The 26,482-nt window shown below is 69.3% G+C and carries 24 protein-coding genes; 16 read left to right on the top strand and 8 right to left on the bottom strand.

What is annotated here, in order from left to right:
- Nucleotides 1-103 precede the first annotated feature (103 nt).
- From VGN50_RS09145 to VGN50_RS09085, 13 genes are all read left to right on the top strand, one after another.
- The gene (locus VGN50_RS09145) at nucleotides 104-370 is read left to right on the top strand and encodes a metal-sensitive transcriptional regulator (protein WP_327444442.1); all 267 of its coding nucleotides are present in this window, start codon (nucleotides 104-106) and stop codon (nucleotides 368-370) included.
- Between the two features lie 756 nt (nucleotides 371-1,126).
- Nucleotides 1,127-2,551 carry an MFS transporter gene (locus VGN50_RS09140; RefSeq protein ID WP_327444439.1) on the top strand — a complete coding sequence of 475 codons (1,425 nt, stop codon included), beginning with the start codon at nucleotides 1,127-1,129 and terminating at the stop codon, nucleotides 2,549-2,551.
- The gene (locus VGN50_RS09135; RefSeq protein ID WP_327444438.1) at nucleotides 2,548-3,048 is read left to right on the top strand and encodes a MarR family winged helix-turn-helix transcriptional regulator; all 501 of its coding nucleotides are present in this window, start codon (nucleotides 2,548-2,550) and stop codon (nucleotides 3,046-3,048) included. The genes VGN50_RS09140 and VGN50_RS09135 overlap by 4 nt, the downstream gene beginning before the upstream one ends.
- On the top strand, nucleotides 3,029-3,334 hold the full coding sequence (locus VGN50_RS09130; RefSeq protein ID WP_327444437.1) for a hypothetical protein: 306 nt from the start codon (nucleotides 3,029-3,031) through the stop codon (nucleotides 3,332-3,334). Before VGN50_RS09135 ends, VGN50_RS09130 begins: the two co-directional genes overlap by 20 nt.
- Nucleotides 3,334-4,209 carry a prolipoprotein diacylglyceryl transferase gene (gene lgt, locus VGN50_RS09125; protein WP_327444436.1) on the top strand — a complete coding sequence of 292 codons (876 nt, stop codon included), beginning with the start codon at nucleotides 3,334-3,336 and terminating at the stop codon, nucleotides 4,207-4,209. The genes VGN50_RS09130 and lgt overlap by 1 nt, the downstream gene beginning before the upstream one ends.
- Before the next feature lie 331 nt (nucleotides 4,210-4,540).
- Nucleotides 4,541-5,449 (top strand): fumarylacetoacetate hydrolase family protein, encoded by a 909-nt coding sequence (locus tag VGN50_RS09120; RefSeq protein ID WP_327444435.1) that lies wholly within the window; start codon nucleotides 4,541-4,543, stop codon nucleotides 5,447-5,449.
- On the top strand, nucleotides 5,407-6,885 hold the full coding sequence (locus tag VGN50_RS09115) for an ABC transporter substrate-binding protein (RefSeq protein WP_327444434.1): 1,479 nt from the start codon (nucleotides 5,407-5,409) through the stop codon (nucleotides 6,883-6,885). Before VGN50_RS09120 ends, VGN50_RS09115 begins: the two co-directional genes overlap by 43 nt.
- Entirely contained in the window at nucleotides 6,882-7,748 is an 867-nt protein-coding gene (locus tag VGN50_RS09110) for a branched-chain amino acid ABC transporter permease (protein WP_327444433.1), read from the top strand. Before VGN50_RS09115 ends, VGN50_RS09110 begins: the two co-directional genes overlap by 4 nt.
- Before the next feature lie 12 nt (nucleotides 7,749-7,760).
- On the top strand, nucleotides 7,761-9,641 hold the full coding sequence (locus VGN50_RS09105; protein WP_327444432.1) for a branched-chain amino acid ABC transporter ATP-binding protein/permease: 1,881 nt from the start codon (nucleotides 7,761-7,763) through the stop codon (nucleotides 9,639-9,641).
- The gene (locus tag VGN50_RS09100) at nucleotides 9,631-10,419 is read left to right on the top strand and encodes an ABC transporter ATP-binding protein (protein WP_327444431.1); all 789 of its coding nucleotides are present in this window, start codon (nucleotides 9,631-9,633) and stop codon (nucleotides 10,417-10,419) included. Before VGN50_RS09105 ends, VGN50_RS09100 begins: the two co-directional genes overlap by 11 nt.
- The gene (locus tag VGN50_RS09095) at nucleotides 10,416-11,156 is read left to right on the top strand and encodes an RraA family protein (RefSeq protein WP_327444430.1); all 741 of its coding nucleotides are present in this window, start codon (nucleotides 10,416-10,418) and stop codon (nucleotides 11,154-11,156) included. The genes VGN50_RS09100 and VGN50_RS09095 overlap by 4 nt, the downstream gene beginning before the upstream one ends.
- Nucleotides 11,153-12,151 (top strand): asparaginase, encoded by a 999-nt coding sequence (locus tag VGN50_RS09090; protein WP_327444429.1) that lies wholly within the window; start codon nucleotides 11,153-11,155, stop codon nucleotides 12,149-12,151. The genes VGN50_RS09095 and VGN50_RS09090 overlap by 4 nt, the downstream gene beginning before the upstream one ends.
- A 17-nt stretch (nucleotides 12,152-12,168) precedes the next feature.
- A complete protein-coding gene (locus tag VGN50_RS09085; protein WP_414694588.1) occupies nucleotides 12,169-12,849 on the top strand; it encodes a GntR family transcriptional regulator in 681 nt (226 codons plus the stop codon).
- A 390-nt stretch (nucleotides 12,850-13,239) separates the two neighbouring features.
- Here VGN50_RS09085 and VGN50_RS09080 read toward each other — a convergent pair whose 3' ends face one another.
- The gene (locus VGN50_RS09080; RefSeq protein WP_327444427.1) at nucleotides 13,240-14,730 is read right to left on the bottom strand and encodes a bifunctional glycosyltransferase/class I SAM-dependent methyltransferase; all 1,491 of its coding nucleotides are present in this window, start codon (nucleotides 14,728-14,730) and stop codon (nucleotides 13,240-13,242) included.
- 114 nt (nucleotides 14,731-14,844) lie between these two features.
- Here VGN50_RS09080 and VGN50_RS09075 point away from each other — a divergent pair, with 114 nt between their 5' ends.
- The 3 genes from VGN50_RS09075 (at nucleotide 14,845) to VGN50_RS09065 (ending at nucleotide 17,742) form a co-directional block, all read left to right on the top strand.
- A complete protein-coding gene (locus VGN50_RS09075) occupies nucleotides 14,845-16,278 on the top strand; it encodes a hypothetical protein (RefSeq protein WP_327444426.1) in 1,434 nt (477 codons plus the stop codon).
- 218 nt (nucleotides 16,279-16,496) lie between these two features.
- Entirely contained in the window at nucleotides 16,497-17,012 is a 516-nt protein-coding gene (locus VGN50_RS09070) for a DUF3145 domain-containing protein (RefSeq protein ID WP_327444425.1), read from the top strand.
- A 94-nt stretch (nucleotides 17,013-17,106) separates the two neighbouring features.
- Nucleotides 17,107-17,742 carry a hypothetical protein gene (locus tag VGN50_RS09065; protein ID WP_327444424.1) on the top strand — a complete coding sequence of 212 codons (636 nt, stop codon included), beginning with the start codon at nucleotides 17,107-17,109 and terminating at the stop codon, nucleotides 17,740-17,742.
- A gap of 15 nt (nucleotides 17,743-17,757) precedes the next feature.
- Here the strand turns inward: VGN50_RS09065 and fabF are convergent, their stop codons facing one another.
- The 7 genes from fabF to aceE all read right to left on the bottom strand — a co-directional run bounded on the left by fabF (nucleotide 17,758) and on the right by aceE (nucleotide 26,358).
- A complete protein-coding gene (gene fabF / locus VGN50_RS09060) occupies nucleotides 17,758-19,002 on the bottom strand; it encodes a beta-ketoacyl-ACP synthase II (RefSeq protein ID WP_327444423.1) in 1,245 nt (414 codons plus the stop codon).
- A 109-nt stretch (nucleotides 19,003-19,111) separates the two neighbouring features.
- Entirely contained in the window at nucleotides 19,112-19,360 is a 249-nt protein-coding gene (locus VGN50_RS09055) for an acyl carrier protein (protein WP_327444422.1), read from the bottom strand.
- An 84-nt stretch (nucleotides 19,361-19,444) separates the two neighbouring features.
- Entirely contained in the window at nucleotides 19,445-20,467 is a 1,023-nt protein-coding gene (locus VGN50_RS09050) for a beta-ketoacyl-ACP synthase III (RefSeq protein WP_327444421.1), read from the bottom strand.
- Nucleotide 20,468: 1 nt separating this feature from the next.
- The gene (locus tag VGN50_RS09045; protein ID WP_327444420.1) at nucleotides 20,469-21,404 is read right to left on the bottom strand and encodes an ACP S-malonyltransferase; all 936 of its coding nucleotides are present in this window, start codon (nucleotides 21,402-21,404) and stop codon (nucleotides 20,469-20,471) included.
- A 92-nt stretch (nucleotides 21,405-21,496) separates the two neighbouring features.
- On the bottom strand, nucleotides 21,497-22,663 hold the full coding sequence (locus tag VGN50_RS09040) for a helix-turn-helix domain-containing protein (RefSeq protein ID WP_327444419.1): 1,167 nt from the start codon (nucleotides 22,661-22,663) through the stop codon (nucleotides 21,497-21,499).
- A 51-nt stretch (nucleotides 22,664-22,714) separates the two neighbouring features.
- On the bottom strand, nucleotides 22,715-23,596 hold the full coding sequence (locus tag VGN50_RS09035; RefSeq protein ID WP_327444444.1) for an NAD(P)-dependent oxidoreductase: 882 nt from the start codon (nucleotides 23,594-23,596) through the stop codon (nucleotides 22,715-22,717).
- Entirely contained in the window at nucleotides 23,593-26,358 is a 2,766-nt protein-coding gene (gene aceE / locus VGN50_RS09030) for a pyruvate dehydrogenase (acetyl-transferring), homodimeric type (protein ID WP_327444418.1), read from the bottom strand. The genes VGN50_RS09035 and aceE overlap by 4 nt, the downstream gene beginning before the upstream one ends.
- Nucleotides 26,359-26,482: the final 124 nt, after the last annotated feature.

The following is a 26,482-nucleotide window of genomic DNA, read 5'->3' as shown; positions in this document are numbered from 1 at the left end:
GACATCGCCGCCGACGCCCGCGACCGCCTCACCGCAACCTTGGCCTCACTCACCGCCTGACCCACGTCACCAACCCCTCCACACCGAGCCCGGGAGCTTCACGATGGTCACCCTCAACACCAACGACATGACCCCCGTCATCAATCGGCTACGTCGCGCCCAGGGCCAGCTCGGCGGCGTCATCCGCCTCATCGAGGAAGGTCGCGACTGCAAGGACGTCGTCACCCAGCTCGCCGCCGTCAACCGCGCCCTCGACCGCGCGGGCTTCGCCATCGTCTCCTCCGGCATGCGCGAATGCCTCACCTCACCAGAAGGCATCAGCCCCGAGGACCAGGCCACCATGGAAAAGCTCTTCCTCACCCTCGCCTGAGCCGACCAAGTCGAGCGGCCCGGTCGGTATAGGGCGCTGGCTGTGGCCTCGCGGGAGGACTCGAGGACAAGGTGAACGCGAGGTCATGATCCTGATCAGTTGGGCAGTCTGATGGCGAACAGAAAGTAGTAGCGGACCGGCACCGCCAGAGTAGGTACCGTGATCCGTGATCGGCCGGCCGTCGGCGCAACGACCGTAGCCGCCATCAAACTCCAGACGCCGCAGCAGCGAGACGATCGGCGCGTTGGCGGAGCTCAAGAGGCGGTGGACCGGGCCGACGGCGCTGGACGCCGAGATCAGTCCTGGTCCGCGATCACTGGTCGAGCGTCCAGCGCTTGCGCTGGAAGGCGGCTTGCGCCACCTCCAACCGGCTGGGCCTCGTGTCCGGCCAGTACCGCGCCGAAGGCTGCCGTCAACGCCAGTAGGGCTACCCCAACGAGGAGGGGTCGGTGGGGCCGGGGTGCGCGGGAGGGCAGGGCCTGGGTTCTGAGCAGGATCATCGAGTGCGCCATGCGCAATGCGCGGTTGAGCCTGCCGTGGGCGGACCTGGCGTGATGTTGCGCGAGGCTCGTCCGGGCTAGCGCCCGCGCGGCCGTGTGGCGGTCGCCCGCGGCGGCGGCGGCCTCCTCGTCGGCCCACCGTTCGACGCCCTCGCGCACCGCAGCGTCAAGCGGTCGAAGAAGGGGGGCCCACCTCGGCCTTCGCCGTCGAAGCCAGGTTGACATGCTTTGATCTGTCTGTGACAGAGTGAGTCCTATGCCGAAGACGCAGGTCGCTCGGGGCCGCTGGCGAAGGGAGCTGGCGCGGCCGGCGTGGGTACGTGAGCATCCGCAGGCGCCGTGGGCCGCGGTGTTGGCGGTGTGTGTGGGTGCCTTCATGGGCCAGCTCGACGCCAGCATCGTCACCTTGGCGTTCCCGCGCATGCAGCTCGAGTTCCACACTGCGTTGGCGGGGGTGCAGTGGGTGTCGCTGGCCTACCTGGGCGTCCTCGCTGTGATGCTGGTGCCGGTGGGGCGCTGGTCTGATGCGCACGGCCGGAAGCTGCTGTACGTGTATGGGTTCGGCCTGTTCACGCTGGCCTCCGCGGGGTGTGGGTTGGCGCCGAGCCTGGGCTGGTTGGTGGTCGCACGCGCGGTGCAGGCCCTGGGCGCGGCGTTGTTGCAGGCCAACAGCGTGGCGCTCGTGGTGCACAGTGTCGGCGCCAGGAAGGCGCGCACGGCCCTGGGCGTTCAGGCTGCTGCGCAGGCGCTGGGCCTGGCCGCCGGACCCGCGATAGGCGGCCTGCTGGTGGGCCAGTTCGGGTGGCGCTCGGTCTTCTGGGTCAACGTTCCGGTCGGGGTGATTGCCATTGCGACAGGGTTGGTGCTGTTGCCGCGCAGTCAAGACCTGAAGGAGCACGGCACGGGGGATATCGCCGGAGCCGCATTGTTGGGCGCGAGCACTCTGCTGACGTTGTGGACGCTGGCCCAGCTGGCTGACCCCGCCCCGAGGTGGCCGCTGGTGGCGGTGGTCGCCGCGGTGGCGGTGGTCGCCGGCGTCAGCTTCTGGCGCGTCGAGGGACGGGCGGTGGCGCCCCTGATCTCTCCTGCGCGTCTGCGCGCCGCTGGCATCGCCGGTGGTCTGGGCGGGGCGCTGCTGGGCTACCTGGCGCTGTTCGCGCCGCTGGTGCTCTATCCACAGGTCTTCCGCCAGTGGAACCTGCCGACCGGACGAGCCGGGCTGGTCTTGAGCTGCCTTCCCGCAGGCTTCGCTCTGGCCGCTCTGCTTGGCACGCGCGTGGGCCACACCGTCAGCAACCCTGTCCGGGTTCGGGTCGGTGCCGCAGCGGCCGCGGTCAGCGCGGCGCTGCAGTGCCTGGGGTGGGCTTCGCCACTGGTCGTGGCAGGGCTGCTGCTGGTCAGTGGCGCCAGCCTGGGCGTGGTGCTCCCGGCCAACAACGCCCTGGTCATGACCTCGGTGCCCGAGTCCGACTCGGCCGTCACCGGCGGCATGATCAACGTTGCCCGAGCCCTGGGTACCTCACTGGGAGTGGCCTTGACGGCGCTCGGAGTGCGGGTCGGCCTCGGCCATGGCTGGGCCAGCCCGCCGCTGGTCATGGCGGCCCTTGCGGCGGCTTGCGTGGTGATGGTGTTCACCGCCGGACCGGTCCGTCGTCCAGGCATGGGAATCTGGGCCCCATGACCACGCCCGCCACGGATCTGTCCTCGTCCTTCGCCGACTTGGTGGCCCGGTTGCGCCGCGCGATGCGAAGGGCCGCCCGAGTCGCCCAGCCGACGATGAGCCTGAGCGTGGCCCAGCTGGAGCTGCTCAGCGTCATCGACGAACGCCCCGGATCCCGCCCCGGGGAGCTGGCCCAGGTGCTGCGTCTGGCGCCGAACTCCATCAGCACGTTGGCCAACTCGCTGGCCGCCTCAGGCATGCTCCACCGGGCATCCAACGCCGCCGACAAGCGAGCCGTGGCCTACTCCCTGACGCCGGCCGGGGCGGCTGAGGTGTCCCTCTGGCGGCAGACCAACACCACCTCGCTGGCGAGCGCCCTCGCCGCCCTGACCTCACATGAGCAACAGGTCATCCACCGGTCGATACCCGTGCTGAACCGGCTCGTGGCCCTGCTGGACGAGCACACCGACCACATCGACAACGAGGAAGAGAAACCCCGTGGGCGCACGACCAGCTGACCATTCCATAGAGGCACGCCTGCTGGCTCGGGGGTGGCGGCACGTCGTCATCGGGCAGGCCTTGGTCACCCTTCTGATGCTCCCCAGGCTGCACATCCATGCCACGCTCACCCTCGCCGCAACCGTGTTCAACCTCCTGGCCCTGGCGAACACTCGCCTCGACCGCAACCGCGCCGCGGGCGGAGGCGAGCCCTCTGCCACGACGGCCCGTGACTTGGACACGGTGACGGCCTGCATTGCCGGCACGTCGCTGTGCGCGGTTGCTCTCGCAGGCTGGCTGCGCTGATGACCACCCCGGCTCTCGCCCCATACCCGGGGCTGGCCCATGCGCATCTGCCGCTGAGCATCCCCAGCCCATCCCAAGGGGTCTGGCACCTCGGCCCGCTTCCCATCCGCGCCTACGCCCTGTGCATCCTGGCCGGAATCGTGGTGGCTGTGGTCATCACTGACCGGCGCTGGCGCGCCCGCGGCGGCCCACCTGGCGTGGTGCTGGACATCGCCGGCTGGGCGGTCCCTTTCGGCATCGTCGGCGGCCGGCTCTACCACGTGGTGACCGACCCAGAGCTGTACTTCCTGCCCGGCCGCGACCCCTGGAACGCCCTGAAGATCTGGCAGGGCGGCCTCGGCATCTGGGGCGCTGTCGCCCTGGGAGCCCTGGGCGCCTGGATCGGCGCGCGGCGCGCGGGAGTCTCATTGGCGATGTTCGCCGACGCTGTGGCCCCTGCGATCCCTGTCGCGCAGGCGTTCGGCCGGTGGGGCAACTGGTTCAACCAGGAGCTGTTCGGCGCCCCGACCACCCTTCCCTGGGGCCTGCGCATCGACATTGCGCACCGGCCAGCCGGGTACCAGCAGTACGCCACCTTCCAGCCGACCTTCCTGTACGAGTCCCTGTGGTGCCTCGCCGTCGCCGGGCTGGTCCTCTGGGCGGACCGCCGGTTCACCTTGACCCGTGGACGCGCGTTCGTGCTCTACGTCGCCGCTTACACCGTCGGCCGGGCGTGGATCGAGTACCTACGCATCGACACCGCCAACCACGTCCTCGGCCTTCGCCTCAACGACTGGACCAGCCTGGTCATCTTCACCAGCGCAACGGCCTACCTCATCGCCACACGTTCCCGCGACCGTCGGACGGTCGGTACGGAGCCAGGAACCGACGGGTAGGCCAGCTTCGGCGAACAGCCCGGCCGTCCTACCGGCTGCCGGCTTGACCCCTGCCGGCGGCCATCACCGGTGAGGTCGCGTGTCGCAGCGCCGAACTGGATCGGACAGGGTCCGCGAGTCGGTCACTTCAGGAGGGGTCGTTGGACCGTTGTGTACCCGGGGGGGTCCCTCGGGACCACCCGGTTGGCGATGGAACGCGCGACGCCATCCATGTCTGCTGTCAGTGCATTGTAGAAATATCTGACAATCTCTTGACGGCCTGCAATTTTAGGAACACTCTGGCTTTCGCTTGGCAATCAATGGTGACTGCTATCGGGAGATGAGGCAACGCGTGAGACTTGCAACCATCCGCACCAGTGAGGGGTCCCGTCTCCATGTCCGGGGGCGATCGGGTTACGTCGACGTAGCCAGCGAATCAGGGCGTCCGGAGCTGGCCACGCTGAACGGCTTGCTCGCCGGGGGGGTGGCTGCTCTCGACGTCGCGGCAGGGCTGACCTCGCGCGAAGGCCGCGAGTACGACGAGACAGACCTGGACGCAGCGGTCCCGCGGCCCAACCGCGTCATGTGTGTGGGAGTCAACTACTCCGCACATGCGGTCGAGGGGGGCAGGGACGCCAACCCCACCTGGCCCGAGTCCTTCATGCGCAGCGCGTCGAGCGTGCTTGCGCCGTATGCCGATCTGGCACGTCCGGCGCTGAGCTCGGGGTTCGACTACGAAGGTGAGCTCGCGATTGTGATCGGATCGGGCGGTCGCTACATCCCGAGGGAGAAGGCGATGGATGCCATCGCCGGCTTCACCGTTCTCAACGACGGCTCGGCGCGGGAATGGCAGCGGGCGGCCACCCAGTGGACCCCGGGCAAGAACTTCGACGCCTCGATGCCGATCGGACCCGAGGTCGTGACCGCCGACGAGGTCTCCGTAGATGACCTGGCCATCACGACGACCCTCAACGGCGCAGTGATGCAGTCCGCGCGGACCTCCCAGATGATCGTGGACGTCGCCCGGTGCATTGAGTTCTTCAGCTCCTTCACCAAACTTCTCCCGGGGGACGTCATCGCCACCGGGACCCCCGGCGGTGTGGGGTTCGCACGGACGCCTCCGGTGTGGCTCACCCCCGGTGACGTCATCGAGGTGACGGTCGAGGGCGTCGGCACCATCCGCAACAAGGTGGTGGAGGACGAGCCCGCTCCGGCCGGATGGCCCTGGCTCCCGAGCGCGACCGCCACGGGCATCTTGTGACTCGCCGATCGCACGTTCAGTCGTTGCAGCTACCCCTTGTTCCATCCGCCAAAAGGAAAGGCACCACCATGGCTGGTTCAGAAGGACCGAGCTCGACCTCCCCCGGGGGTGGGCGGACCGTTTCGGAGAGGGCTACTCGCCCGGCCAAGGCTCTGGCCGCGTGTCTCGTGGCCGGGCTTGCCGCCGCGGGTTGTGGGGGCTCTGGCTCGAGCGGCTCGGCTGGGTCCTCCGGGGGCGGCACCATCACGATCGCGGACGTGGCGCCCTTCACAGGCGCGGATGCGGCTCTCGGGCCGATCTACTACGCGTCGTGCCTGGGTGCTGCACAAGCCATCAAGAATGCCGGGGGAGTGCTCGGCAAGACGGTGAACTGCAAGGCCGTCGACACCAGAGGCGACCCGGCCGACGCCGTCCCTGCGGTCCGCCAGATGTTCGCCTCTACCTCGGATCTGGGCCTGGTCATCGGTCTGACCTCGGATGAAGCCGCATCGGTGGTTCCGGTGATCAACGCCAACAAGATGGTCATGTTCGGGATGACGGGAGAGTCGGAGTTCGACAGCACGCACTTCGAGTACTTCTACCGGCTCGTGGCACCTGACCTGGCAGAGTCGTACGCCCTCGTGGCCATCGCCCAGCAGAAGGGGTACAAGAAGGTCGCGCTCGCCTTCGGCAACGACATCGGCTCCCAGACATTCGTCAAGCCCGCGATCTCTGCGCTGGCCAAGGCCGGGATCGCGTTGACTGAGAATGAGACGCTCGATCTGAAGGCCAGCACCTTCCGCACCGAGGCGAGCAAGATCGTCGCCTCGCACCCCGATGCGATCTTCACCGAAGCGCTCGGGCCGGCGGCTGCCAGCTTCCTCTCTGAGGTCAAGCAGCTCAACGGTGGCAAGTCCATCCCGGTCGTCGGCACGTCCGCCTGCATCGACCCCTCGTGGTTCAAGGCGGTATCGGCGGCCATCGGCGCCGAGGACCTGGCCGCGAACTTCATCGCCGATAACACGGCGATCGACACGAGTGGCCCGGCATACCAGACGTTCAAGGCAGCGTTGGAGTCGCAGAAGTCAAAGGCCGGCAACACCGGTAACTTCGACACCTACCTGACCGCCCCCGGCGCAGTGCACCTGTATGACGGGATCAACCTCGCAGCGCTGGCCATGGTCGCCGCGAAGAGCACCACCCCGCAGGCCTACCGTCCGTTCATCGAGTCGATCGGCAACGGCACCCCGGGCGCTGTCGAGGTGCACTCGTTCGCAGACGGTGTCGCGGCCCTGAAGGCCGGCAAGAAGGTCCACTACACCGGCCCCGGTGGTCCTACGAAGTTCGACAGCTACCACGACTCCACCGGCCTGTTCGAGGTCGACAAGTACGACGCGACGGGCAACGTCTCGGTCGTCGGGCACCTGACCTCCGACCAGATTCGGGCCTTCGGGTGAGCCTTCTCCTGGCGTCGTTCGGCTTCGGGTTGGTCACGGCGGCGGTCCTCGCGATCGCCGCCGTGGGGTTCACCCTCCAGTTCGCCGTCACCGACGTGCTGAACCTCGCCTACGGCGCCGTCATGATCCTCAGCGCCTACGTCGCCTACGCGATCAACCAGGCCGGCATATCCATCTGGGTCGGTGTGGTGGCCGCAGCCGTGGCGGGCGCCATCGTGTCGCTGGGCCTCAACCGCGGGGTGTACACGCCGTTCAAGCGACGTGGCACCTCACCGATTGCCCTCGTGATCGTCGCATTGGGCATGACACTGATCCTTGAGTTCGGCCTCCAGGCCCTGGTCGGCGCAGACAACGTCTCGTACCGGCTCAACCAGGGGCCCGGCATCGACCTGGGCGGTCTGCGCCTCTCAGCGACGCAGCTCGTCATTCTGGCGCTCGCGGTGGTCATCATGGTGGCCGTTCACCTCCTGCTCAGCCGCAGCCGACTGGGCAAGGCGATGCGCGCCACGGCGGCCAATCCCTCGCTAGCCCGGAACTCGGGCATCCGCACGGACCGGGTGGTGACCCTGACCTGGGCCATCTCCGGTGCCTTGTGTGGCATCGCCGGGGGCGTCTTCGCGATCGATGCTGGGAGCTTCGGCGCCACCAGCACCGACTTGTTCCTCGTGCTCATCCTGGCGGCGGTCTTCGTCGGCGGCCCCGGCAAAGCCTACGGAGCGATGATCGGCGCTGTCCTGATCGGCCTGAGCACCGAGATGGGTGCCGCGTACGTCACCCCCGCCTACAAGGACGTCATCGCCTTCGTGCTCCTGCTGGGCATGCTCGCCGTCCGCCCGACTGGCCTTCTTGGCGAACGAACGTAGGAAAGGAACCTCATGGGATCCAACGGGATGTTGTTCTACCTGACCACGCTGCTCGTCTATGGCGGTGTCGACGCCCTGGCCTGTCTCGGCCTCAGCATGCAGTTCGGCGTCGCCGGCGTCACCAACTTCGGCTTCATCATCTTCCAGGCCGCGGGCGCCTATGCAGCCGCTGTCCTTTCAATGCCCGGCGACTCAGCCAACGGCGGCTTCCAGACCTACGTGGGCGGGCTGAACCTGCCATTCCCTCTGCCCTGGATCGGCGCGGCCATCGTTGGAGGCCTTCTGGCGTTGCCGTTCACCTTCCTGGTCGGCCGACGCCTGCGCGGAGACTTCGCCGCGGTCGGACTGCTCGTCACCGCTGTCATGGCGAACCTGCTGGTCACCAACTACCGCCCGTTCCTCAACGGCAGCGCCGGGCTGTCCCTGGTCCCGGCACCGCTGCAGTCGAGCTTCGACCCGCAGTCGGCGAGCTACCAGTGGGCCTACTCGCTGGCGGCGGTCGCGCTCGCCGGGGCCGTGTTCTATGTCCTACACCGCCTCACCGAGTCCCCCTACGGTCGAACGCTGCGGGCGATGCGCGACAACGACGTGGTCGCCGACTCCCTCGGCAAGAACCTCACCTCCCTTCGCTTGTCGATGCTCGTGCTGGGCGGCGCCATTGCCGGACTGAGTGGCGCGGTCCTCGTCGGGTTCATCAACCTCTGGGCCCCCTCGGGCTGGGGGTATGCCGAGACGGTCGTGTTGTTCGCCGCCGTGATCATCGGGGGTGCGGGTAACCACAAGGGCGCGATCCTGGGAGCGATCCTGGTGCCCTTGGGCTTTGAGGAGGCCAGTCGGTTCATCCCGCCGTTCGGGTCCCCGGGCCTGATCCCGGCGCTGCAGTGGGTCGCAATCGGCCTGCTCATCACCCTGTTCATCTGGTTCCGGCCAGAAGGAGTGCTGCGCGAGAAGCGTCGGGTCAACCTCCGTTTCGGACTGCCGGATACGGCGCCACCAGTACCGGCTGGAGCCGGCGGCAATGATGCGTGGAGCCTGCCAGGCACCTCCACACGGTCCATCCTCACGGACCGCCCCACCGCGCCCCGGCACCAGACCGACGACGCACCCGACTCAGCCGCCCCCACGCCCGAGCCCCAAGCGCCAGTGCTGGAGGCCGTCGATGTCGCACGGAGCTTCCACGGCGTACCCGCGGTGGCCGGGGTCAGCTTCGCACTTCAGCGCGGCCGCCTGACCGGTCTCATCGGCCCGAACGGAGCCGGGAAGAGCACCACGTTGGCCATGCTCGCCGGCACGCTGCCCGTCAGCGAAGGCACCATCAGGTATCTGGGCGAGGACATCACCGGCATGCCGGCATACAAGCGTGCCCGGGGCGGGCTCGTGCGCACGTTTCAGCTCGCCAGCGAGTTCAAGAAGCTCACCGTCCTGGAGAACCTGCTCAGCGCGGTCCCATCCGAGAGAGGTGACACCATGCGTGGTGCGATCCTCGGGCGCCGTTACTGGGGCGCCGAGGAGGAGCGCGCCACCGAGGACGCGGTCGCCATGCTGGAGCGCTTCGGTCTGACCCAGTACGCCAACCACTACGCCGGCGACCTCAGCGGCGGCCAGCGCCGCCTGGTCGAGATCATGCGGGCCCTCATGACTCGCCCGACAGTCCTGTTGCTCGACGAGCCGATGGCCGGAGTCCACCCCCACCTCGCCCGCGAGATGGGCCATCAGCTGGTCGGGCTGTGCAACGAAGGGATGACGATCATGATGGTCGAGCACGAGCTGTCCATCATGGACGAGTTCTGCGATCCCGTGGTCGTGATGGCCGAGGGCGCCGTCCTCGCCGAGGGGACGATGAGCCAGCTGCGCGCTCGCTCCGAGGTTGTGGAGGCCTACCTTGTCGGCTGACCTGAGCAGCTCTGCGAAGATCCGTCCGGAGGCCACCGGGGCAGCCCTGAGCACTCGCGAGTTGACCGCCGGATACAACGGGCGGCCTGTCGTCCATGGAGTGTCCGTCAACGTCGAACCCGGCCAGGTGGTCTCCATCGTGGGTCCCAACGGCAGCGGCAAGTCCACGCTGCTCAAGAGCATCGTCGGCGTCGTGAAAGTGCTGTCCGGTTCGGTGCTGCTCGACGGCGTTGACATCGCCAACACGCCGCCTGAGGACATCGCCAGGACCGGCGTCGGCTACGTCCCTCAGATCGACGACGTCTTCGGGCCGTTGTCCGTCAAGGAAAACCTTGAGATGGGCGGCTACCTCCTTCCTCAGAGGGAGGTAGCCGGGCGCATCGAACGGGTTGTCACCTACTTCCCCAAGCTCGGCACCATGATGACGCGCAGAGCTGCCCAGCTGAGCGGCGGCGAACGCAAGATGCTCGCCATGGGCCGAGTGCTGATGCTGCAACCATCCTTGTTCGTCCTCGATGAGCCGACCGCGAACCTCGCCCCGCTCATCGCCATGGAACTGCTTCACGAACACGTCCGGCAGCTGGCGGTCGCCGGGGCGTCGGTACTGATCGTCGAGCAGCGCGCCAAGGCCGTCCTGGAGATCTCCGACCACACCTACGTGCTGGCCGGGGGACGCCTGCGGATGGAGGGGAGCCCGACCGAGCTGGCCACCAGTCCAGACTTCGTCGCCTCCTTCCTCGGTGGAGGCGCCGCCGGGTCGGCCGTCGGCTCGCCGTGACCGCCCACCCGGTGGCGAACAACGGACCGCCGCCTGACGCCCAAGCCGGTCTGGCCGCCGTGCCACACGAGGTGCACCGACGCCGTCCCGGAACGCCCGGTGCGCGCCTGCGCCAGTCCTGGGCGCGCCCCGAGCCTCAGACCGTCACCGGGTTCGAGGAGTACTCCACGGGCGTCATCAGCGACGCCATGCACCGCCTCGGCGCCATGGACGGGGGCATTCGGGCCGTCTGGAGGGGGGCCCGCGTCGCCGGTCCCGCACTGACCGTGTGGGTTCGCGCCGGTGACAACGCCCGCATCCATGAGGCGATCGCTCTCGCCGAGCGGGGAGACGTGCTCGTCGTCAACGCCCAAGGCTCAATGACGCATGCTGTGTTCGGGGAGCTCATGGCCCTCGCCTGCCAGGTCCGTGGGGTGTCCGGGATCGTGGTCGACGGTGCCATCCGTGACGCGCAGGCCCTGTCGGCACTCCGATTTCCGGCCTTTGCTCGTGGCGCATGTGCCTCGGGACCGCTCAAGGATGGCACCGGCGAGGTCGGCTTTCCCATCGCTGCCGGGGGTGTCGTCTGCACCTCCGGCGACCTGGTCGTTGCTGACGGCGACGGGGTGGTCGTCGTGCCCGTCGCTGACGCCGTCAGCGTGCTCGAGCGGTGCAGGGAGATCGATGCATGGGAACAACAGTGCCGGGCCGACCTCGCCGTGGAGGCAGGGCCGTCGATCGGGTCGAACTCCCCATGAGCGCGCGCCTGCCCAGAGTCAGTGTGGCCACGCTAGGGGGCACCATCACCATGGCGCCGTCGGCACCGGGGGCGGGGGTCATCCCCACCGCTGAAGCCAGCGATCTGCTCGCCGTGGTCCCGGGCTTGGTTGCGGTGGCCGAACTCCACGTCGAAACCCTGCTCAAGAAGCCTGGTGCCTGCCTGGATGTGGCCGACGTGCTGTCGGTCCTGGACTGGGCGAATGCGCGGGTCGCCGAAGGCGCGGCTGGGGTTGTGGTCGTCCAGGGCACAGACACCCTGGAGGAGGTCGCCTACCTACTGGACCTCCTGTGGGCCCACGACGAGCCACTCGTCCTGACCGGGGCAATGCGGCACCCTGCACAGCTGTCCGCCGATGGGCCGACGAACCTCTACGCGGCTGTAGCCGCCGCGGCATACCCCGGCTGTCGGGGGCTGGGCGTCACGGTCGTGATCAACGACGAGATCCACGCGGCAAGGCGGGTCACCAAGGGCGATACCTCCTCGCTCGGTGCATTCTCCTCTGGGCCGTTCGGTCTGCTCGGCCGGCTCCACGAGGGTCGTCTCACGGTGACCAACCGTCCGACGCGGCTACCACCCCTTCCCAGACCGCCCGCCGTGGGACATCTCGTCCCCGTGCTGGAGTCCACGCTCGGCGACCGGGGGGACATGCTGCGGCTGGTGCTCCAGACCGGCGCGGCGGACGGAGTCGTGCTTGCCGGCTTCGGAGCAGGACACCTGCATGAGGAAGCGGCCCGGGCCATCGCGGTGAACAGGGTGCCTGTGGTGTTCGCGAGCCGAACCGGTCGAGGCCCAGTCTTCGAGGAAACCTATGGCTTCCCAGGATCGGAGCGCGACCTCATCGCCCGAGGAGCGATACCGGCGGGGTGGCTCACCTCGCGCCAGGCGCGCCTCCTCCTCCTCCTGCTTATTGCGAACGGGACGACTCGCGAAGACCTACACTCCACGTTTGCAGCACATGGGGGCATGCCATGACATCTAAGATCCCTGACATGCAACCGCGCGTCGCCAAAACCCTCAACGGCGAGATCTTCGCGCGCGTGCGCTCAGACATCCTCGCGGGTCACCTCGCGCCCGGGGTCAGGCTCCGCCCAGCCGAGCTCGCGAAGGAGCATGCAGTCAGCACCAGCGTCATGCGCGAGGCTCTGACCCGGCTAGCCGAGCAAGAGCTCGTCGTCTGGGTGCCGCAGACCGGCTTTCGGGTTGCGCCCCTGTCGATCGAAGACCTCGAAGACCTGACGAACGTGCGACTGGACATCGAGGTCCTTGCCATTCGATATGCAGTGCAGCGCGGCGACGTCGGCTGGGAGGGGCAGGTCCTGGCGGCCCATCACACCTTGGAACGCACTCGGCAGTTCGACCCCGACGACCCCGACCGGTTCACCGAGGAATGGGCCGAGGCCCATGCGAACTTCCACAACGCGCTCCTCGCGGGCTGCAACAGCCACCGCCTGATCGGCATCGCCGCCCAGCTCCGAGACGGCTCGGAGCTCTACCGGCGCTGGTCGCATGCGCTGACACACGACTACAACCGCGACATTCCGGCCGAACATCGGGCCATGCTCAAGGCAGTTCTCGATCGGGACGAGGCGGCCGCCGCCGAAGCGCTGCAAAGCCACATCAAACACACCACCACGGTCCTGCTGCGAGACGTACAGCCAGACCAGGCCTGACGTACCAGCAGACCCACGCCTTTGTCGGGGCGGCCTCACCTCGCGGTGAATGCCTACGCCACTGGGAAGGGAGCTGCCAGGAGAGGCGGAGGGCATTCCGTCGTCCATGGGCTCACATGGCCGCGTCTACACCTAGCCCGCTCGTGACGCCCCTCGTTGCCGACACGTGCACGTTCGACGTCGCCGCCGAGTCCCGGTGTCCAGCCGCACGAGAACATCCTGCGGCAGCGCGACAGCGCGGCAGCGCAGCGGCCTTGGCGTGGAGAATCACTGTCCCGTGGTGAGCCCTCCTCAGGATCCCCTCCGGGCGCGACAAGCGGGCCTGGGCTCACAGGTCGCGGGCGAAGGTTCGACGGGTGCAACCACCCGCCACGGGATGCTGAGAACGCGTCAGACGGAAACCGCCTGCTGGGCCTCGACGTCCTCCGCGAAGATGGCTTCCTCCGCGTGGGGGGTGAGTCGCATGACGTGCTGGTAGCCGAACAGGGTGGGGCGGAGACGCGCCAGCCCTGCGTCGACCCGGCGGACGACGTTCAGCGGGGTGCTGGATCCCTCGGCGATCGCTCCGAGGGGCAGCCCGGTCGCGTCCTCCTGGAGGATGTCGAACCCGGCTGCCCGGACCGTGCGACGCAGGGTGGACCTCGTGAAGAAGCGCAGGTGGGTGCTGTCGAGGATCCCGCGACGGTCGTAGCCGAACAGGCCGGTCACGACGCGAGCGCGGGGATACCAGTGCCCGAAGTTGGGCACCGACAGCAGCAGCTGGCCTCCGGGTCGCAGCACGCGGTGGATCTGCTTCAGCACCTCGACCGGGCGAGCGAGATGCTCGATGATGTCGCCGGCGATGACGACGTCGTAGCCATCGCCGACCTCCGCCGGGATGCCGGCCTCGAGGTCGACGACGAAGAACCGGTCGGTGCGCTCCCTCACCCCGGGGATCTCCATGTAGTCGACTCCGGTGACGTGGTGCCCGGCCGCCCGGGCGCGCTCCGCGAACAGGCCGCCAGAGCATCCGAGGTCGAGGATGCGCGACGGCGGAAGGTCGCGGAGCATCTCGAGCAGCGACGCGTGGGAGGAGCCGTCGCCCTCCTTGAAGGCGTACTCCTCGGGGGTCGGCACCCACTCCTGCGTGCCGAAGCCCTTGGTCGCGAGCTTGAACTCCACGACGTCCCGGACCACGTCCCGGGCGTACTCCATGCCATTCACGTAGCAGATCTCGTCGCCGTAGTACGTGGGGATCGGCACCTCCACGATCCGGCCTCCGGCGTTGACCACCTGGGCAATGATCTGGGTGTCGAAGTCGAACCCGTCGCTGTTGGCCTCGAAGGGGATCCGCGAGAGCAGTTCCGTGCTGTAGGCGCGGTAGCCGGAGTGGAACTCGGTGAGGCGCGTCCCGAGGACGCGGTTCTCGAACGTGGTGAGGATCCGGTTGCCGATGCGCTTGTAGAACGGCATACCGCCGAGCTTGGCCGCGCCCGGGACCATCATGCGGGAGCCGAAGACGGCGTCCGCCGACCCCGTCTGGAACGGTGCCAGCATGTCCGCGAGGCTCTCCGGTGCGTACTGCCCGTCGCCGTGCAGCATGACCACGACGTCGAGCCCGTGGTCGATGGCGATGCGGTAGGCGGCCTTCTGGTTGCCGCCATAGCCGAGGTTCTTGGTGTGGCGCACGACAGTCGTCCGCACGGCGCTCGCCTTGGCCCCCCACTGGCTCGCCAGGAGGAAGGTGTCATCGTGGCTGGCGTCGTCGGAGATGATGATCTCTGCCAGCTGAGGCAGGACTTCCTCGGGGATGCGGTCGAGCGTGTCGACAAGGGTCGAGGCGGCGTTGTACGCCACGACGACGATTCCGACTCTGGACTTCCTGCCTGTGGCCTGAGCCATCAAGACCTCCATGTTGGGCGAACAGACTCAGGGGCTGAGGATACTCACTAATCCGGTCCGGACCCATATCGTCTACGCATGCCACCGGCCACACCAGCCCTCGGAAGAGCCCGTTTGCGGACCCGCTCGCGAGAAGGCTGGTGGCTGCGAGCCTGGGGCGGCACCGATCCGGTGGTGCGGGCCATGGTGCTGGTTCTGCCGTTGGTCAAGCTCCTCACAGTCATCCCGGTCAAGGCATCGACCTATCCCGACTCCAGATCGTACGTCCGCCTGGGCTCGTGGATGGACTTCTCCCTCACCAGTCTTGACGGCAGCTCCCTGCGTCCCTGGGGGGTCACCGCCTGGCTCGCGCTGTGGCCCGGGGAGCCGGGGATCGTGATCGGTCACGCGCTGCTGTCCGCCGTCGCCTGGGGGGCCCTGGCGCTCGCGGTCGCGGGGCTGGTCGACAACCCCGTCGTTCGACGAGGCGTCGCCGCTTCTTTGGTGCTCATCGCCTGCACGGCCCAGATCGCCAGCTGGGACAGTGTGATCCTCGGTGAGTCGGTCTCGTTGTCGACCGGGATCCTCGCCCTCGCGGCGCTCGTCTGGTTGGTGCGCGACCCCGGCTGGAGCCGTGCCGGGCTGTTCGCGGCGGCGGCGCTCTGGTTCGCGATGACACGGCCCAACGTGTTCCCCGTGCTCGTCGGCTGGGCCCTCAGCCTCGTTCTGGTGGGAATACTGCGGCGCCGCGTTGTCGTGTGGGCCGTCGCAGCGGCTCTCGTCGTGTTCTCCGGCTACAGCTATGCCTACAACATCGGCTCCGACGCGGCCTGGACCGCGGCGTACGGCGCTTCGCGCACGACCGTGTCCTTGGCCTACCCGATCGGCCCATGGAACCCGTCATCGCGACAGATCCTGGCGGACCTGCGCAAGTCCAACGCTCCGCGGTGCATGTTCGGAGGCGTGGGGCAGAACGGTGCCGTCGTGGGTGGGGGGATGACGTGGGTCACCCGCACGGTGGCGAAGTGCCCGGCGATGAACACATGGGCGACGGACAACTGGCAGCGCTGGTACCTCAACTGGCTGGTGACCCACCCGGCGGCCACCATGGGGATCATCGTCTCGCAGGTGCCGTACTCGCTCGCGCCGACCATCTGGGGGACGGTCGCTGCGGCCACGCCCAACTCGGTGGCCCAGCTGTACCTCGGGACGCCCGACCTGCCGCAGGACGCGCACCCGACGCAGTCCTATCACGTCCAGCCGCTGATCCTGTGGTTGCTGGGTGCCGTCGTTCTCGCCATCGCCGGGGCCCGCCGCAGGCTGTGGCGGGCCAGTCCCTGGCCGGTCGACCTGGCCCTCGCCGGCAGTCTCGTCGGCAGCATGGTGAGCGTCCTCAGCAGCGCACTGCTCATCCAGACCGCGCCCTTCGAGGTCGCCCAGGAGAGTCTCGCGTCGGCATGCATCATCACCGCTGCTGCCGTGTCCGCCGTCGCGGTCGGCCTCGACCGCGTGCTCACCCCTCGCAGGGATGCGAGGGCTGGCCGCAGGGCCGAGGCGCACCCTGCCTGAGCGGTGCCGGGCCCCTTGTTGCCGCCCTGCCCACTGAGTGGATGGCCCTGGATGGCCCCGGATGGGCCCTCTCACAAGCGGCTAAGGTGAAGCGCTGGTGCAGATGTGATCCATGGTGCAGAATGGGCCACGCACAGCAACTGAAGATCACGGCATCAGCCGAGCCACCGTGCAGAGGTTCGTGGGGAAGACGTCCCTCGCACACCAAGGAGGCCCGGATGTCTGTCGCGATGCCGCGTGTCATGACCCGCGGGGTGGTGTTCGTTCACTCCACCCCTGCAGCGCTGTGCCCGCACATCACGTGGGCGCTGGAGGCGGTCCTGCAGAGTCCGCTCTCCATCGACTGGACCCCTCAGCCTGCCGGTGCCGCACTCGTCCGCGCGGAGTTCCCGTGGTCAGGTGTCCAAGGCACCGGCGCCAAGCTCGCCTCCTCGCTGCGCGGCTGGGACGGCCTGCGCTACGAGGTGACCGAGGAGCCGAGCGCCGGCAGCGACGGTTCCCGCTGGTCGCACACCCCCCGCCTCGGCATCCACCACACGTGGACCTCTGCCAGCGGGGACGCCGTCGTCAACGAGGACCGCCTGCGCGAGGTCATCCGGCTCGCCCAGGGGTCGCCGGAGGCGATGGCGGAGATGATCGACGAGCTGCTCGGCAGCGAGTGGGACGCCGAGCTGGAGCCCTTCCGGTATGCCGGTGACGGGGCTCCCGTGCGCTGGCTGCACAAGGTCGGCTGATCCCCTTCCCGCAGCCCGCTGACCTGCTCCTTTCCGGGCTAATGGGGCATTCCCGGTAGTCTGTCGCGCTGACCGCCAGACCTGGGAGGTGCCAGTGACCCGCCACAACGCCCGCACTGCCGGGCTTATCGCCGCAGCCGCCGTCGTCCTGCTGTGGTCCGCATGGCGCATCGTCGACGCCAGGCTGAACGTGGGCACGGCGATCGCCGCCTGGAGCCTGTGGCTCGTCCTCGCCGTCGCCCTGGCTTCGGCTGTCGCCTACCTGCGTGAGCTCGTGCAGCATCGAGGTGCCTCGCGCCGGGTCGGTTGGCGGCCCGTGCCGGGAGTCGCGCTGTTGTGGATCGCTGGTCTGGCGACCGTTGCGGTCTTCGGATTCCTGATGCCGGGCGCCGGGGCCGCCCTGAACGCCAGCCACGCCCCGGTGACGGACGGCTCGACCGCTTCGGCGTCGCCGACCCCCTCCTCGTCGCCGCCGACCGCCAGCCCGGCCACCGCGCGCCCGACGCCCTCCGCCGCACCGACGCGCAGCGCATCGGTGTCCAGGTCCCGGTCCAGGGCAGTTCCGCTCGCCGTCCAGACCGCGGCGGCGAGGCCCCGTCCGGTCTCGACGACCTCGGCTCCGAGAGCGCCCGCGACCAGCCCCACCCCGGCCCCGACCTCGAGCCCCACGTCGACGCCGCTGGTCAGCCTGCCACTGCTGCCCAACGGCCGGCCCCGGCCGACCAAGTAGGGGACACGCCGGGCCTCAGACGCTGGTGAAGACCACCGCGACGTTATGGCCCCCGAAGCCGAACGAGTTGTTCAGCGCCGCGATGTCGCCCTCGGGAAGCTTGCGCGCCTCGCCGTGGACCACATCGAGCTTGATCGCCGGGTCCAGGTCGTCGAGGTTGGTCGTGGCCGGGGCCACCCTGTCGTGCAGCGCGAGAACGGTCAGGACACCCTCCAGGGCGCCGGCGGCACCGAGCAGGTGACCGGTCATCGACTTGGTCGCGCTGACCGGCATACCGTCCGCGTCTTCGCCGAAGGCGCGCCGGATGGCGTTGGACTCGGCGACATCGCCCACGGGGGTGGACGTCGCGTGCGCGTTGACGTGGACGATGTCCTTGGGGGACAGGCCCGCGCGCTGCACCGCCTCGACCATCGCCCGTGAGGCGCCGGCGCCCTCCGGCTCGGGGGCAGCGATGTGATGGGAGTCGGCCGACATGCCCAGCCCGGCGAGCTCGGCGTAGATCTTCGCGCCGCGAGCCTTGGCGTGCTCGTACTCCTCGAGCACCATCACGGCCGCACCCTCGCCCAGCACGAAGCCGTCGCGACCGGTGTCGTAGGGGCGCGAGGCGTGCTCCGGGTCGTCGTTGCGGGTGGACAGCGCCTGCATGGCGGCGAAGCCGGCGATGGGCAGCGGGTGGACCGCACCCTCCGTGCCGCCGGCCACCGCCACGTCGGCGCGGCCGCTGCGGATCATCTCGGCGGCATAGCCCATGGCCTCCAGGCCCGAGGCACAGGCGGAGACGGGTGTGTGGGCGCCCGCTCGCGCACCGAGCTCGAGGGAGACGGCGGCAGACGAGGCGTTCGGCATGAGCATGGGCACCGCGAGGGGGAAGACCCGGCGCGGCCCCTTCTCGCGCAGGTTGTCCCACTGCGAGAGCAGGGTCCAGACGCCGCCGATGCCGGTGCCGATGCAGGCGGCGAGGCGCTCGGGGTCGAGCTCGGGAGTGCCGGCGTCCGCCCAGGCCTCGCGACTGGCGATGAGGGCGTACTGGGCGCTCGGGTCCAGCCGGCGGACCTCGACCTTGGCGAGCACCTGGTCCGGAGGAGTGTGGATCATCGCCGCGAAGGTGACGGGCAGGTCGTACTGCTCCACCCAGTCATAGGGCATGGTGCGGGCGCCAGAACGGCCCGCGAGAATCGCGTCCCAGGTCTCCGGGACGGTGCCGCCCACCGGGCTGGTGGCGCCCAGTCCTGTGACGACGACGCGTCGCTGCTCGGTCATGGCTGGATCTGCTCCTTCGTGGGGATGGTGCGTCGGTGGTGCTCCGACGCGGAGCGGTGGTGGCACTCGGATCTACGAGTATGCAGCCGCCGCCCCGCGCCGGTCAGGCTCAGCTCTGGTTGGAGGCGATGAAGCTGACCGCGTCGCCGACCGTCTTGAGGTTCTTGACCTCGTCGTCGGGGATGCGGACGCCGAACTTCTCCTCGGCGTTGACCACGATGGTCATCATCGACAGCGAGTCGATGTCGAGGTCGTCGGTGAAGGACTTCTCCGGCTGCACCGACTCGGTGTCGAGGCCGGTCTCCTCGTTGACGATCTCCGCGAGGCCCTCGAGGATCTCCTGCTCGCTCTGCGCCATCTGGCTCAGCTCCTTAGTGGTTGATGTGCGATGGGTGTGACTGCGTTGGTCGGCCCGGTTCACCCGCGGACCAGCGGGAGTCTGTCAGGGCAGGACGACAACCTGCGCGGCGTAGACCAGCCCGGCGCCGAAGCCGATCTGCAGGGCGAGCCCGCCGTGCGGCGCCTCGCCCTCGCGCAGCATCCGCTCGGTGGCCAGGGGGATCGAGGCGGCCGAGGTGTTCGCGGTCTCGGCGATGTCCCGCGCGACCGGGATGTCCTCCGGCAGCTTGAGCTGCTTGATCATCGCGTCGATGATCCGCATGTTGGCCTGGTGGGGGATGAACGCGTCGAGGTCCTCGGCGCGCACGCCCGCGGCGTCCAGGGCCTTCTGGGCCACCGGGGCCATGCCCCAGACAGCCCAGCGGAAGACGGCCTGCCCCGCCATGCCGATGGCGGGAGAGCCGAGGCCGCCGGCCTCCTTGAGCTCGACCCAGCTGTCCCGCTGGGAGATGGTCCGCCACTGGGAGCCGTCCGAACCCCACACGGTGGGCCCGATGCCGGGGGTGTCGCTGGGGCCGACGATGGCCGCCCCGGCACCGTCGCCGAAGATGAACGCCGTCCCGCGGTCGGTGGGGTCGGTGAAGTCCGACAGCTTCTCGACGCCGACCACGAGCACATGCTCGGCCGACCCGCCCCGGACCATGTCGCTGGCCAGGCTGATGCCGTGGCAGTAGCCGGCGCAGGCTGCCGAGATGTCGAACGCGGCCCCCCGGATCCCGAGCCGGTCCGCGAGGATCGGTGCGGCGGCAGGCGTCTGGTAGGGGTGGGTCACCGTCGCGACGATCACGGCGTCGACCTGCGACGCCTCGAGGCCCGCGGAGGTGAGCGCCTCGCGGGTGGCAGCCTCCGACATGTCGACCACCGACTCGTCCTTGGCGGCGAAGCGCCGGCTCTTGATGCCGGAGCGCTCCTGGATCCACTGGTCGGAGGAGTCGATCGCCTCGACGATCTCGGAGTTGGGGACCACGCGCGACGGCCGGTAGCCGCCCACGCCGAGGATGCGGCTGTGACTTGCCCCCGTCACCTGCGTGATGATCCCGGTGCCCTTGGGAGTGGGTGTGCTCATGTCAGTCCTTCGAGGCGTCGGTCTGGTCGGTGACGAGCTGCTGGGCCGCCGCGAGGTCGTCGGGCGTCTTCAGTGCCAGTGTGGTCACTCCCGGCATCGCCCGCTTGGCGAGACCGACGAGCGTGCCGGCCGGAGTGAGCTCGATGAGCGTGGTGACGCCCATCGACACCATGGTCTGCATGCACAGGTCCCACCGGACGGGGCTGCTGACCTGGCGCACGAGCCGGGTCAGCGCCTCGGGTCCGTCGCTCACCACGGCGCCATCGGCGTTGGAGAGCAGGGACACAGAGGGCGCCTGCGTCTCGAACCCCTCGGTCAGTGCCGTGAGGGCCTCGACGGCCGGAGCCATGTGGTGGGTGTGGAACGCCCCCGCCACCTGCAGGGGTATGACGCGTGCCTTGGCGGGCGGCTCGGCGGCCAGGGCGGCGAGCTGCTCGAGGGTGCCCGCGGCGACCACCTGCCCGGCGCCGTTGGCGTTGGCGGCCGTCAGCCCGTGCCGCTCCAGCGCCGCGGCGACCTCTGCGGGGTCTCCGCCCAGCACGGCGCTCATGCCCGTCGCGGTCACGGCGCTGGCGGCGGCCATGCCCTGGCCGCGCTCGCGGACGAACGTCATGGCGTCACGGTCGCTCAGCACCCCTGCCAACGTGGCGGCGGTGATCTCTCCGACCGAGTGCCCGGCGGTCACGCCGAGGGCGGAGCTCGGACCGTCGGGCAGCAGGACGGCTGCTGTGGCCAGCCCGGCCGCCACGATGAGCGGCTGCGCGACGGCCGTGTCCTTGATGGTCTCGGCGTCCGAGGTGGTGCCATGCGCCACGAGGTCGAGTCCCGCGACCTCCGACAGGCTCTCAAGCCTCGTGCGGAAGGCGGGCAGCTCCAGCCAGGGCGAGAGGAAGCCAGGGGTCTGTGAGCCTTGTCCAGGGCAGACGATCGCGATCACGGTCCCAGCCTTGCCGTCGCGGCATGACCTCACCGTGACCGTTTGGCACCAACATCCCGGGCATGTTTTGGAGGATTCCTCCAAAAGGATGGTCAGCGCACGCTGCGCAGCCGGCCCAGTGCGAGGGCGATCCGGACGGTATGGGCGTCGTGTGGGTCGGTGAGCTGGTACCCCGTGAGGTCCGCGATCTTGCCCAGGCGGTAGCGGACCGTGTTGGGATGGACGAACAACAACCGCGCTGTGCCCTCCAGCCCGCCGGCGGACTCCAGATAGACCGAGGCGGTGGCGAGCAGCGAGCCGCTGGCCGAGCTCAGCGGATGCCAGATGCGGTCGAGCAGCAGGGCCCGCGCGGGAGCGTCGCCGACCAGGACACGCTCGGCCAGCAGGTCGTCGGCGGCGACGGGGCGCGGCGCGTGAGGCCAGGCGTGCGCGCAGGACTGGCCGGCCAGCGCTGCTCTTGCCGAGCGCCCCGCGGCGAAGAGGTGGGGCACACGCGGCCCGACGACCACAGGACCGTCGCCGAAGTGGTCGGTCACCGCCCGTGTCGCCTCGAGCGGGTCCTCGGCGTTGCCGAGGATGCACACGAGCCGGCGCCCCTGGATGGCCGCCAGCGTGTCGACCCCGACGCGCTGGGCCGCGCGTCTCAGGCCGTCCACGACTCCCGCCGGGCTGCCCGACGGCGTGCTCCCCGCCACCACCGCGACCCGTGTCGTGGTGCCCCAGCCGAGTGCGGCGGCCCTGGACTGCATCGAGTCGTCGGCCTCACCACGCAGCACCGCGTCGACGACGAGTCCCTCGAGCCGCGCGTCCCAGGCGCCGCGCGCCTCGGCCGCGTGGGCATAGACCTCCGCGGCGGCGAACGCGATCTCGCGGGAGTACCGCAGGACCGACTCTCGCAGAGCCTGCTCCTCGCCGGGCTCGGCGAGAGCGGTCGCGTCGAGCTCCACGACGTCGACCACCGACCGCACCAGGTCGAGCGTCTGGCGAAGCGTGATCGAGCGGGTCAGCTCACGCGGGGCCGTGCCGAAGACGTCGGCGGTGACGGGGACCTGGTCTCCGCCCGCGCGAAGCCAGGCGATGAAGGCCCCGATGCCGGCCTGCGCAACCAGTCCCACCCACGAGCGGTCCTCTGCCGACAGGGCTCGGTACCACTCGTGGCTGGCCTCCATCCGCCGCGTCGCGGCGGTGGACAGCTCGCCCGCGGACCGCTCGACCCGCTGCAAGGTGACCAGCGAGGTATCGAGGTGCGTGGACGGCATACGGGAAGTCTATTTGTATGCCGTCCACAACGGCGGTTCCTACTTCTGCGGTCAGCCGACGTGGTCGCGCCAGCTGTGCTCGGGCTCGTAGCCGAGCACCCGACGTGCCTTGTCGATCGACAGCAGCGTCTCGTGGTCGCCGAGCCGGCGCCGGACCTCGACGTCCGGGAAGACGTCGGCCATGAGGTCGCTGCTGGTCCGGCTCATCACCGTGTCGGCGTTGGCGATGATGAACACCTCGGCACCAGGATCGGAGTGCTCGAGCCCCCGGCGCACGGCCTGCGCGCCGTCGCGGGCGTCGATGTAGCCCCAGAGGTTCCACTTGCGCAGGTGCGGGTCCGCGTCGAAGGAGGGGAAGGCGGCGTAGTCGTCCACCTCCATGACGTTGGAGAACCGCAGCCCCACCATGCTCAGTGCCGGGTCCCACCGGCAGAAGTGCCGGGCCATCTCCTCCTCGAGCGCCTTGTTGAGGGAGTAGGTCGACTCGGGCCGCGGCGCGTACTCCTCGTCGACCGGTGCGTAGGGCGGGGGAGTGTCGAACGGCAGGCCGAGCACTGTCTCGCTGGAGGCCCACACGACCTTGCGTATGCCGGCTGCACGCGCAGCCGCGAACACGTGGTAGGTCGCAGCCGAGTTGTTGGCGAAGGTGGCGGCGTTGCTCACCAGTCCCGGCGCAGGCACCGCGGCCAGGTGCACGACGGCGTCGACGGCGCCTCGGTGCTCATCGACGTCACCGGCGAGGGCCTCCAGCACCTGGCCGTAGTCGGTGAGGTCGACCGCGACGAAGGGCGTCACCGTCTCGGCCGGGCGGTGCTGGTCGAGCGCCAGCACGTCCCAGCCCTGGTCGACCAGATGGGTGACCACCGCCCGCCCGAGCTTGCCCGAGGCGCCGGTGACCGCGACGCGCCCAGGCGAGCTCGCCCGGGCGCTCAGCTCTCGCCTCCGGCGTTGCCGGAGGCGCCGGCCGTGACGTCGAGCAGGCGGTAGCGCGCTGCTGCCTCACGGGGCACGTCGCCGGAGATCTCACCGCGGGCGGCCAGCATCTGCAGTGCCCGCACCGCGACGGAGGGACCGTCGATGTGGAAGAACCGGCGAGCGGCCGGACGGGTGTCGGAGAAGCCGAACCCATCGGCGCCCAGCGAGGCGAAGTCACCCGGCACCCAGGGCTGGATCTGGTCCTGGACCTGACGCATGTAGTCCGACACCGCGACGACCGGACCACGGGTGTCCTTGAGCCGCTCGGTGACATAGGGAGTGCGCGGCTCGTCCTCGGGGTGGAGGAAGCGCTGCTCGTCGCACGCCATGCCGTCGCGCCGCAGCTCGCTCCACGAGGTCACCGACCAGACGTCGGCGACGACGCCCCAGTCGTTGCGCAGCAGCTCCTGGGCCTCGAGGGCCCACGGGACGCCGACGCCTGAGGCCAGCAGCTGGGCGCGAGGTGCCTCGTCGCCGAGCCCCTCGGTGCTGCCCGCGGCGAAGAGGTGCATGCCCTTGAGGATGCCCTCACGGTCGACGTTCTCCGGCTCGGCCGGCTGGCTCATCGGCTCGTTGTAGACGGTGACGTAGTAGATGAGGTTCTCCGGGTTGTCGCCGTACATGCGGCGCAGCCCGTCCTCCATGATGTGCGCGATCTCGAACGCGAAGGCGGGGTCGTAGGCGATGACCGCCGGGTTGGTGGCGGCCAGCAGCGGGCTGTGCCCGTCCGCGTGCTGCAGGCCCTCGCCGGTCAAGGTGGTGCGCCCGGCGGTGGCGCCGATGAGGAAGCCACGGGTCATCTGGTCGGCAGCTGCCCAGATCGAGTCGCCGGTGCGCTGGAACCCGAACATCGAGTAGAAGATGTAGATCGGCAGCATCGGCTCGCCGTGGGTGGCGTAGGACGTGCCCACTGCGGTGAAGGCGGCCATCGAGCCCGCCTCGTTGATGCCGAGGTGGAGGATCTGGCCGTCCTTGGCCTCCTTGTAGGCGAGCATCAGCTCGGCGTCCACCGACGTGTACTTCTGGCCGTGGGGGTTGTAGATCTTGATTGTCGGGAAGAACGAGTCCATCCCGAACGTGCGTGCCTCGTCAGGGATGATCGGCACGACCCGCTTGCCGAACTCCTTGTCCCGCATGAGCTCCTTGAGCAGCCGCACGAAGGCCATCGTGGTCGCGACCTGCTGCTTGCCCGTGCCCTTCTTGACGATGGAGTACGCACTGTGGTCGGGCAGCTTGAGTGGCTCGTGCTCGACCCGACGTGCGGGCAGCGGGCCGCCGAGCTTCTGGCGGCGCTCGCGGAGGTACTGGATGGTCGGGTCGTCGGCGCCGGGGTGGAAGTACGGCGGGGCGTAGGGGTCGCGCTCGAGCACCTCGTCGGTGATCGGCAGCTTGAGGCTGTCGCGCAGGCCCTTGAGGTCGTCGAGCGTGAGCTTCTTCATCTGGTGGGTCGCGTTGCGGCCGGCGAAGTGGGTGCCGAGGCCGTAGCCCTTGATGGTCTTGGCGAGGATGACCGTCGGCTGGCCGTTGTGGTTCATCGCCGCCTGGTATGCCGCGAACACCTTGCGGTAGTCGTGGCCGCCTCGCTTCAAGCGCCACCACACGTCCTCGTCGGACCAGTCCTTGACCATCTCGCGGGTGCGCGGGTCGCGGCCGAAGAAGTGCTCGCGGACGTACGTGCCGTCGTTGGCGCGGAAGGTCTGGTAGTCGCCGTCGCTCGTGGTGTTCATCAGGTGCACGAGGGCGCCGTCGCGGTCCTGGGCCAGCAAGGGGTCCCAGCCGCGGCCCCAGACGACCTTGATGACGTTCCAGCCCGCACCGCGGAAGAACGCCTCGAGCTCCTGGATGATCTTGCCGTTGCCGCGCACGGGGCCGTCGAGGCGCTGCAGGTTGCAGTTGATGACGAAGGTGAGGTTGTCGAGCTCCTCGCCGGCCGCCAGCTGCAGCAGTCCACGCGACTCGGGCTCGTCCATCTCGCCGTCACCGAGGAAGGCCCAGACGTGCTGCTGGCTGGTGTCCTTGATGCCACGGTTGTGCAGGTACTTGTTGAACTGGGCCTGGTAGATGGCGTTCATCGGCCCGATGCCCATCGACACCGTCGGGAACTGCCAGAAGTCGGGCATGAGGCGCGGGTGCGGGTAGGACGGCAGCGCCAGTGGCTGGCCGGCCACGATGTGGCTCTTCTCCTGGCGGAAGCCGTCGAGCTGGTCCTCGGTCAGGCGGCCCTCGAGGTAGGCGCGGGCGTACATGCCGGGGGAGGCGTGGCCCTGGAAGAACACCTGGTCGCCGCCACCGGGGTGGTCGGCGCCACGCCAGAAGTGGTTGAAGCCCACCTCGTAGAGGGTCGCCGCGGAGGCGTAGGTGGAGATGTGGCCGCCGACCCCGACGCCGGGGCGCTGGGCGCGGTGCACCATGACGGCGGCGTTCCAGCGCAGGTAGGCGCGGTAGCGGCGCTCGACCTCCTCGTCACCGGGGAACCACGGCTCCTGCTCGGGCGAGATCGTGTTGATGTAGTCGGTCGCTGTCAGCGAGGGGACCCCCACCTGCATCTCGCGGGCCCGCTCCAGCAGCTTGAGCATGACGTAGCGCGCGCGCTGGCGGCCGCCCTCCTCGATGACCCCGTCGAGGGAGTCGAGCCACTCCTGGGTCTCCTCCGGGTCGATGTCGGGGAGCTGACTGGGGATGCCGTTCAGGATGGGTCCGGCTTCCTCGCGTGCGACCACGGTGGTGGGTCCTTTCTCAGGCGGGCTTCGCAGCTGGTCGCGGGGTTGCCAGCGACCTCTCGTCCATCTTCCACCCCAAGGAGGCGCAGGTCACAACCGGATGCCGGCTACTGGCCAGTATGCG

This window comes from Pedococcus sp. (assembly GCF_036000045.1).
Classification (GTDB): Bacteria; Actinomycetota; Actinomycetes; order Actinomycetales; family Dermatophilaceae; genus Pedococcus.
This window is presented reverse-complemented; position numbering and strand designations above follow the sequence as displayed.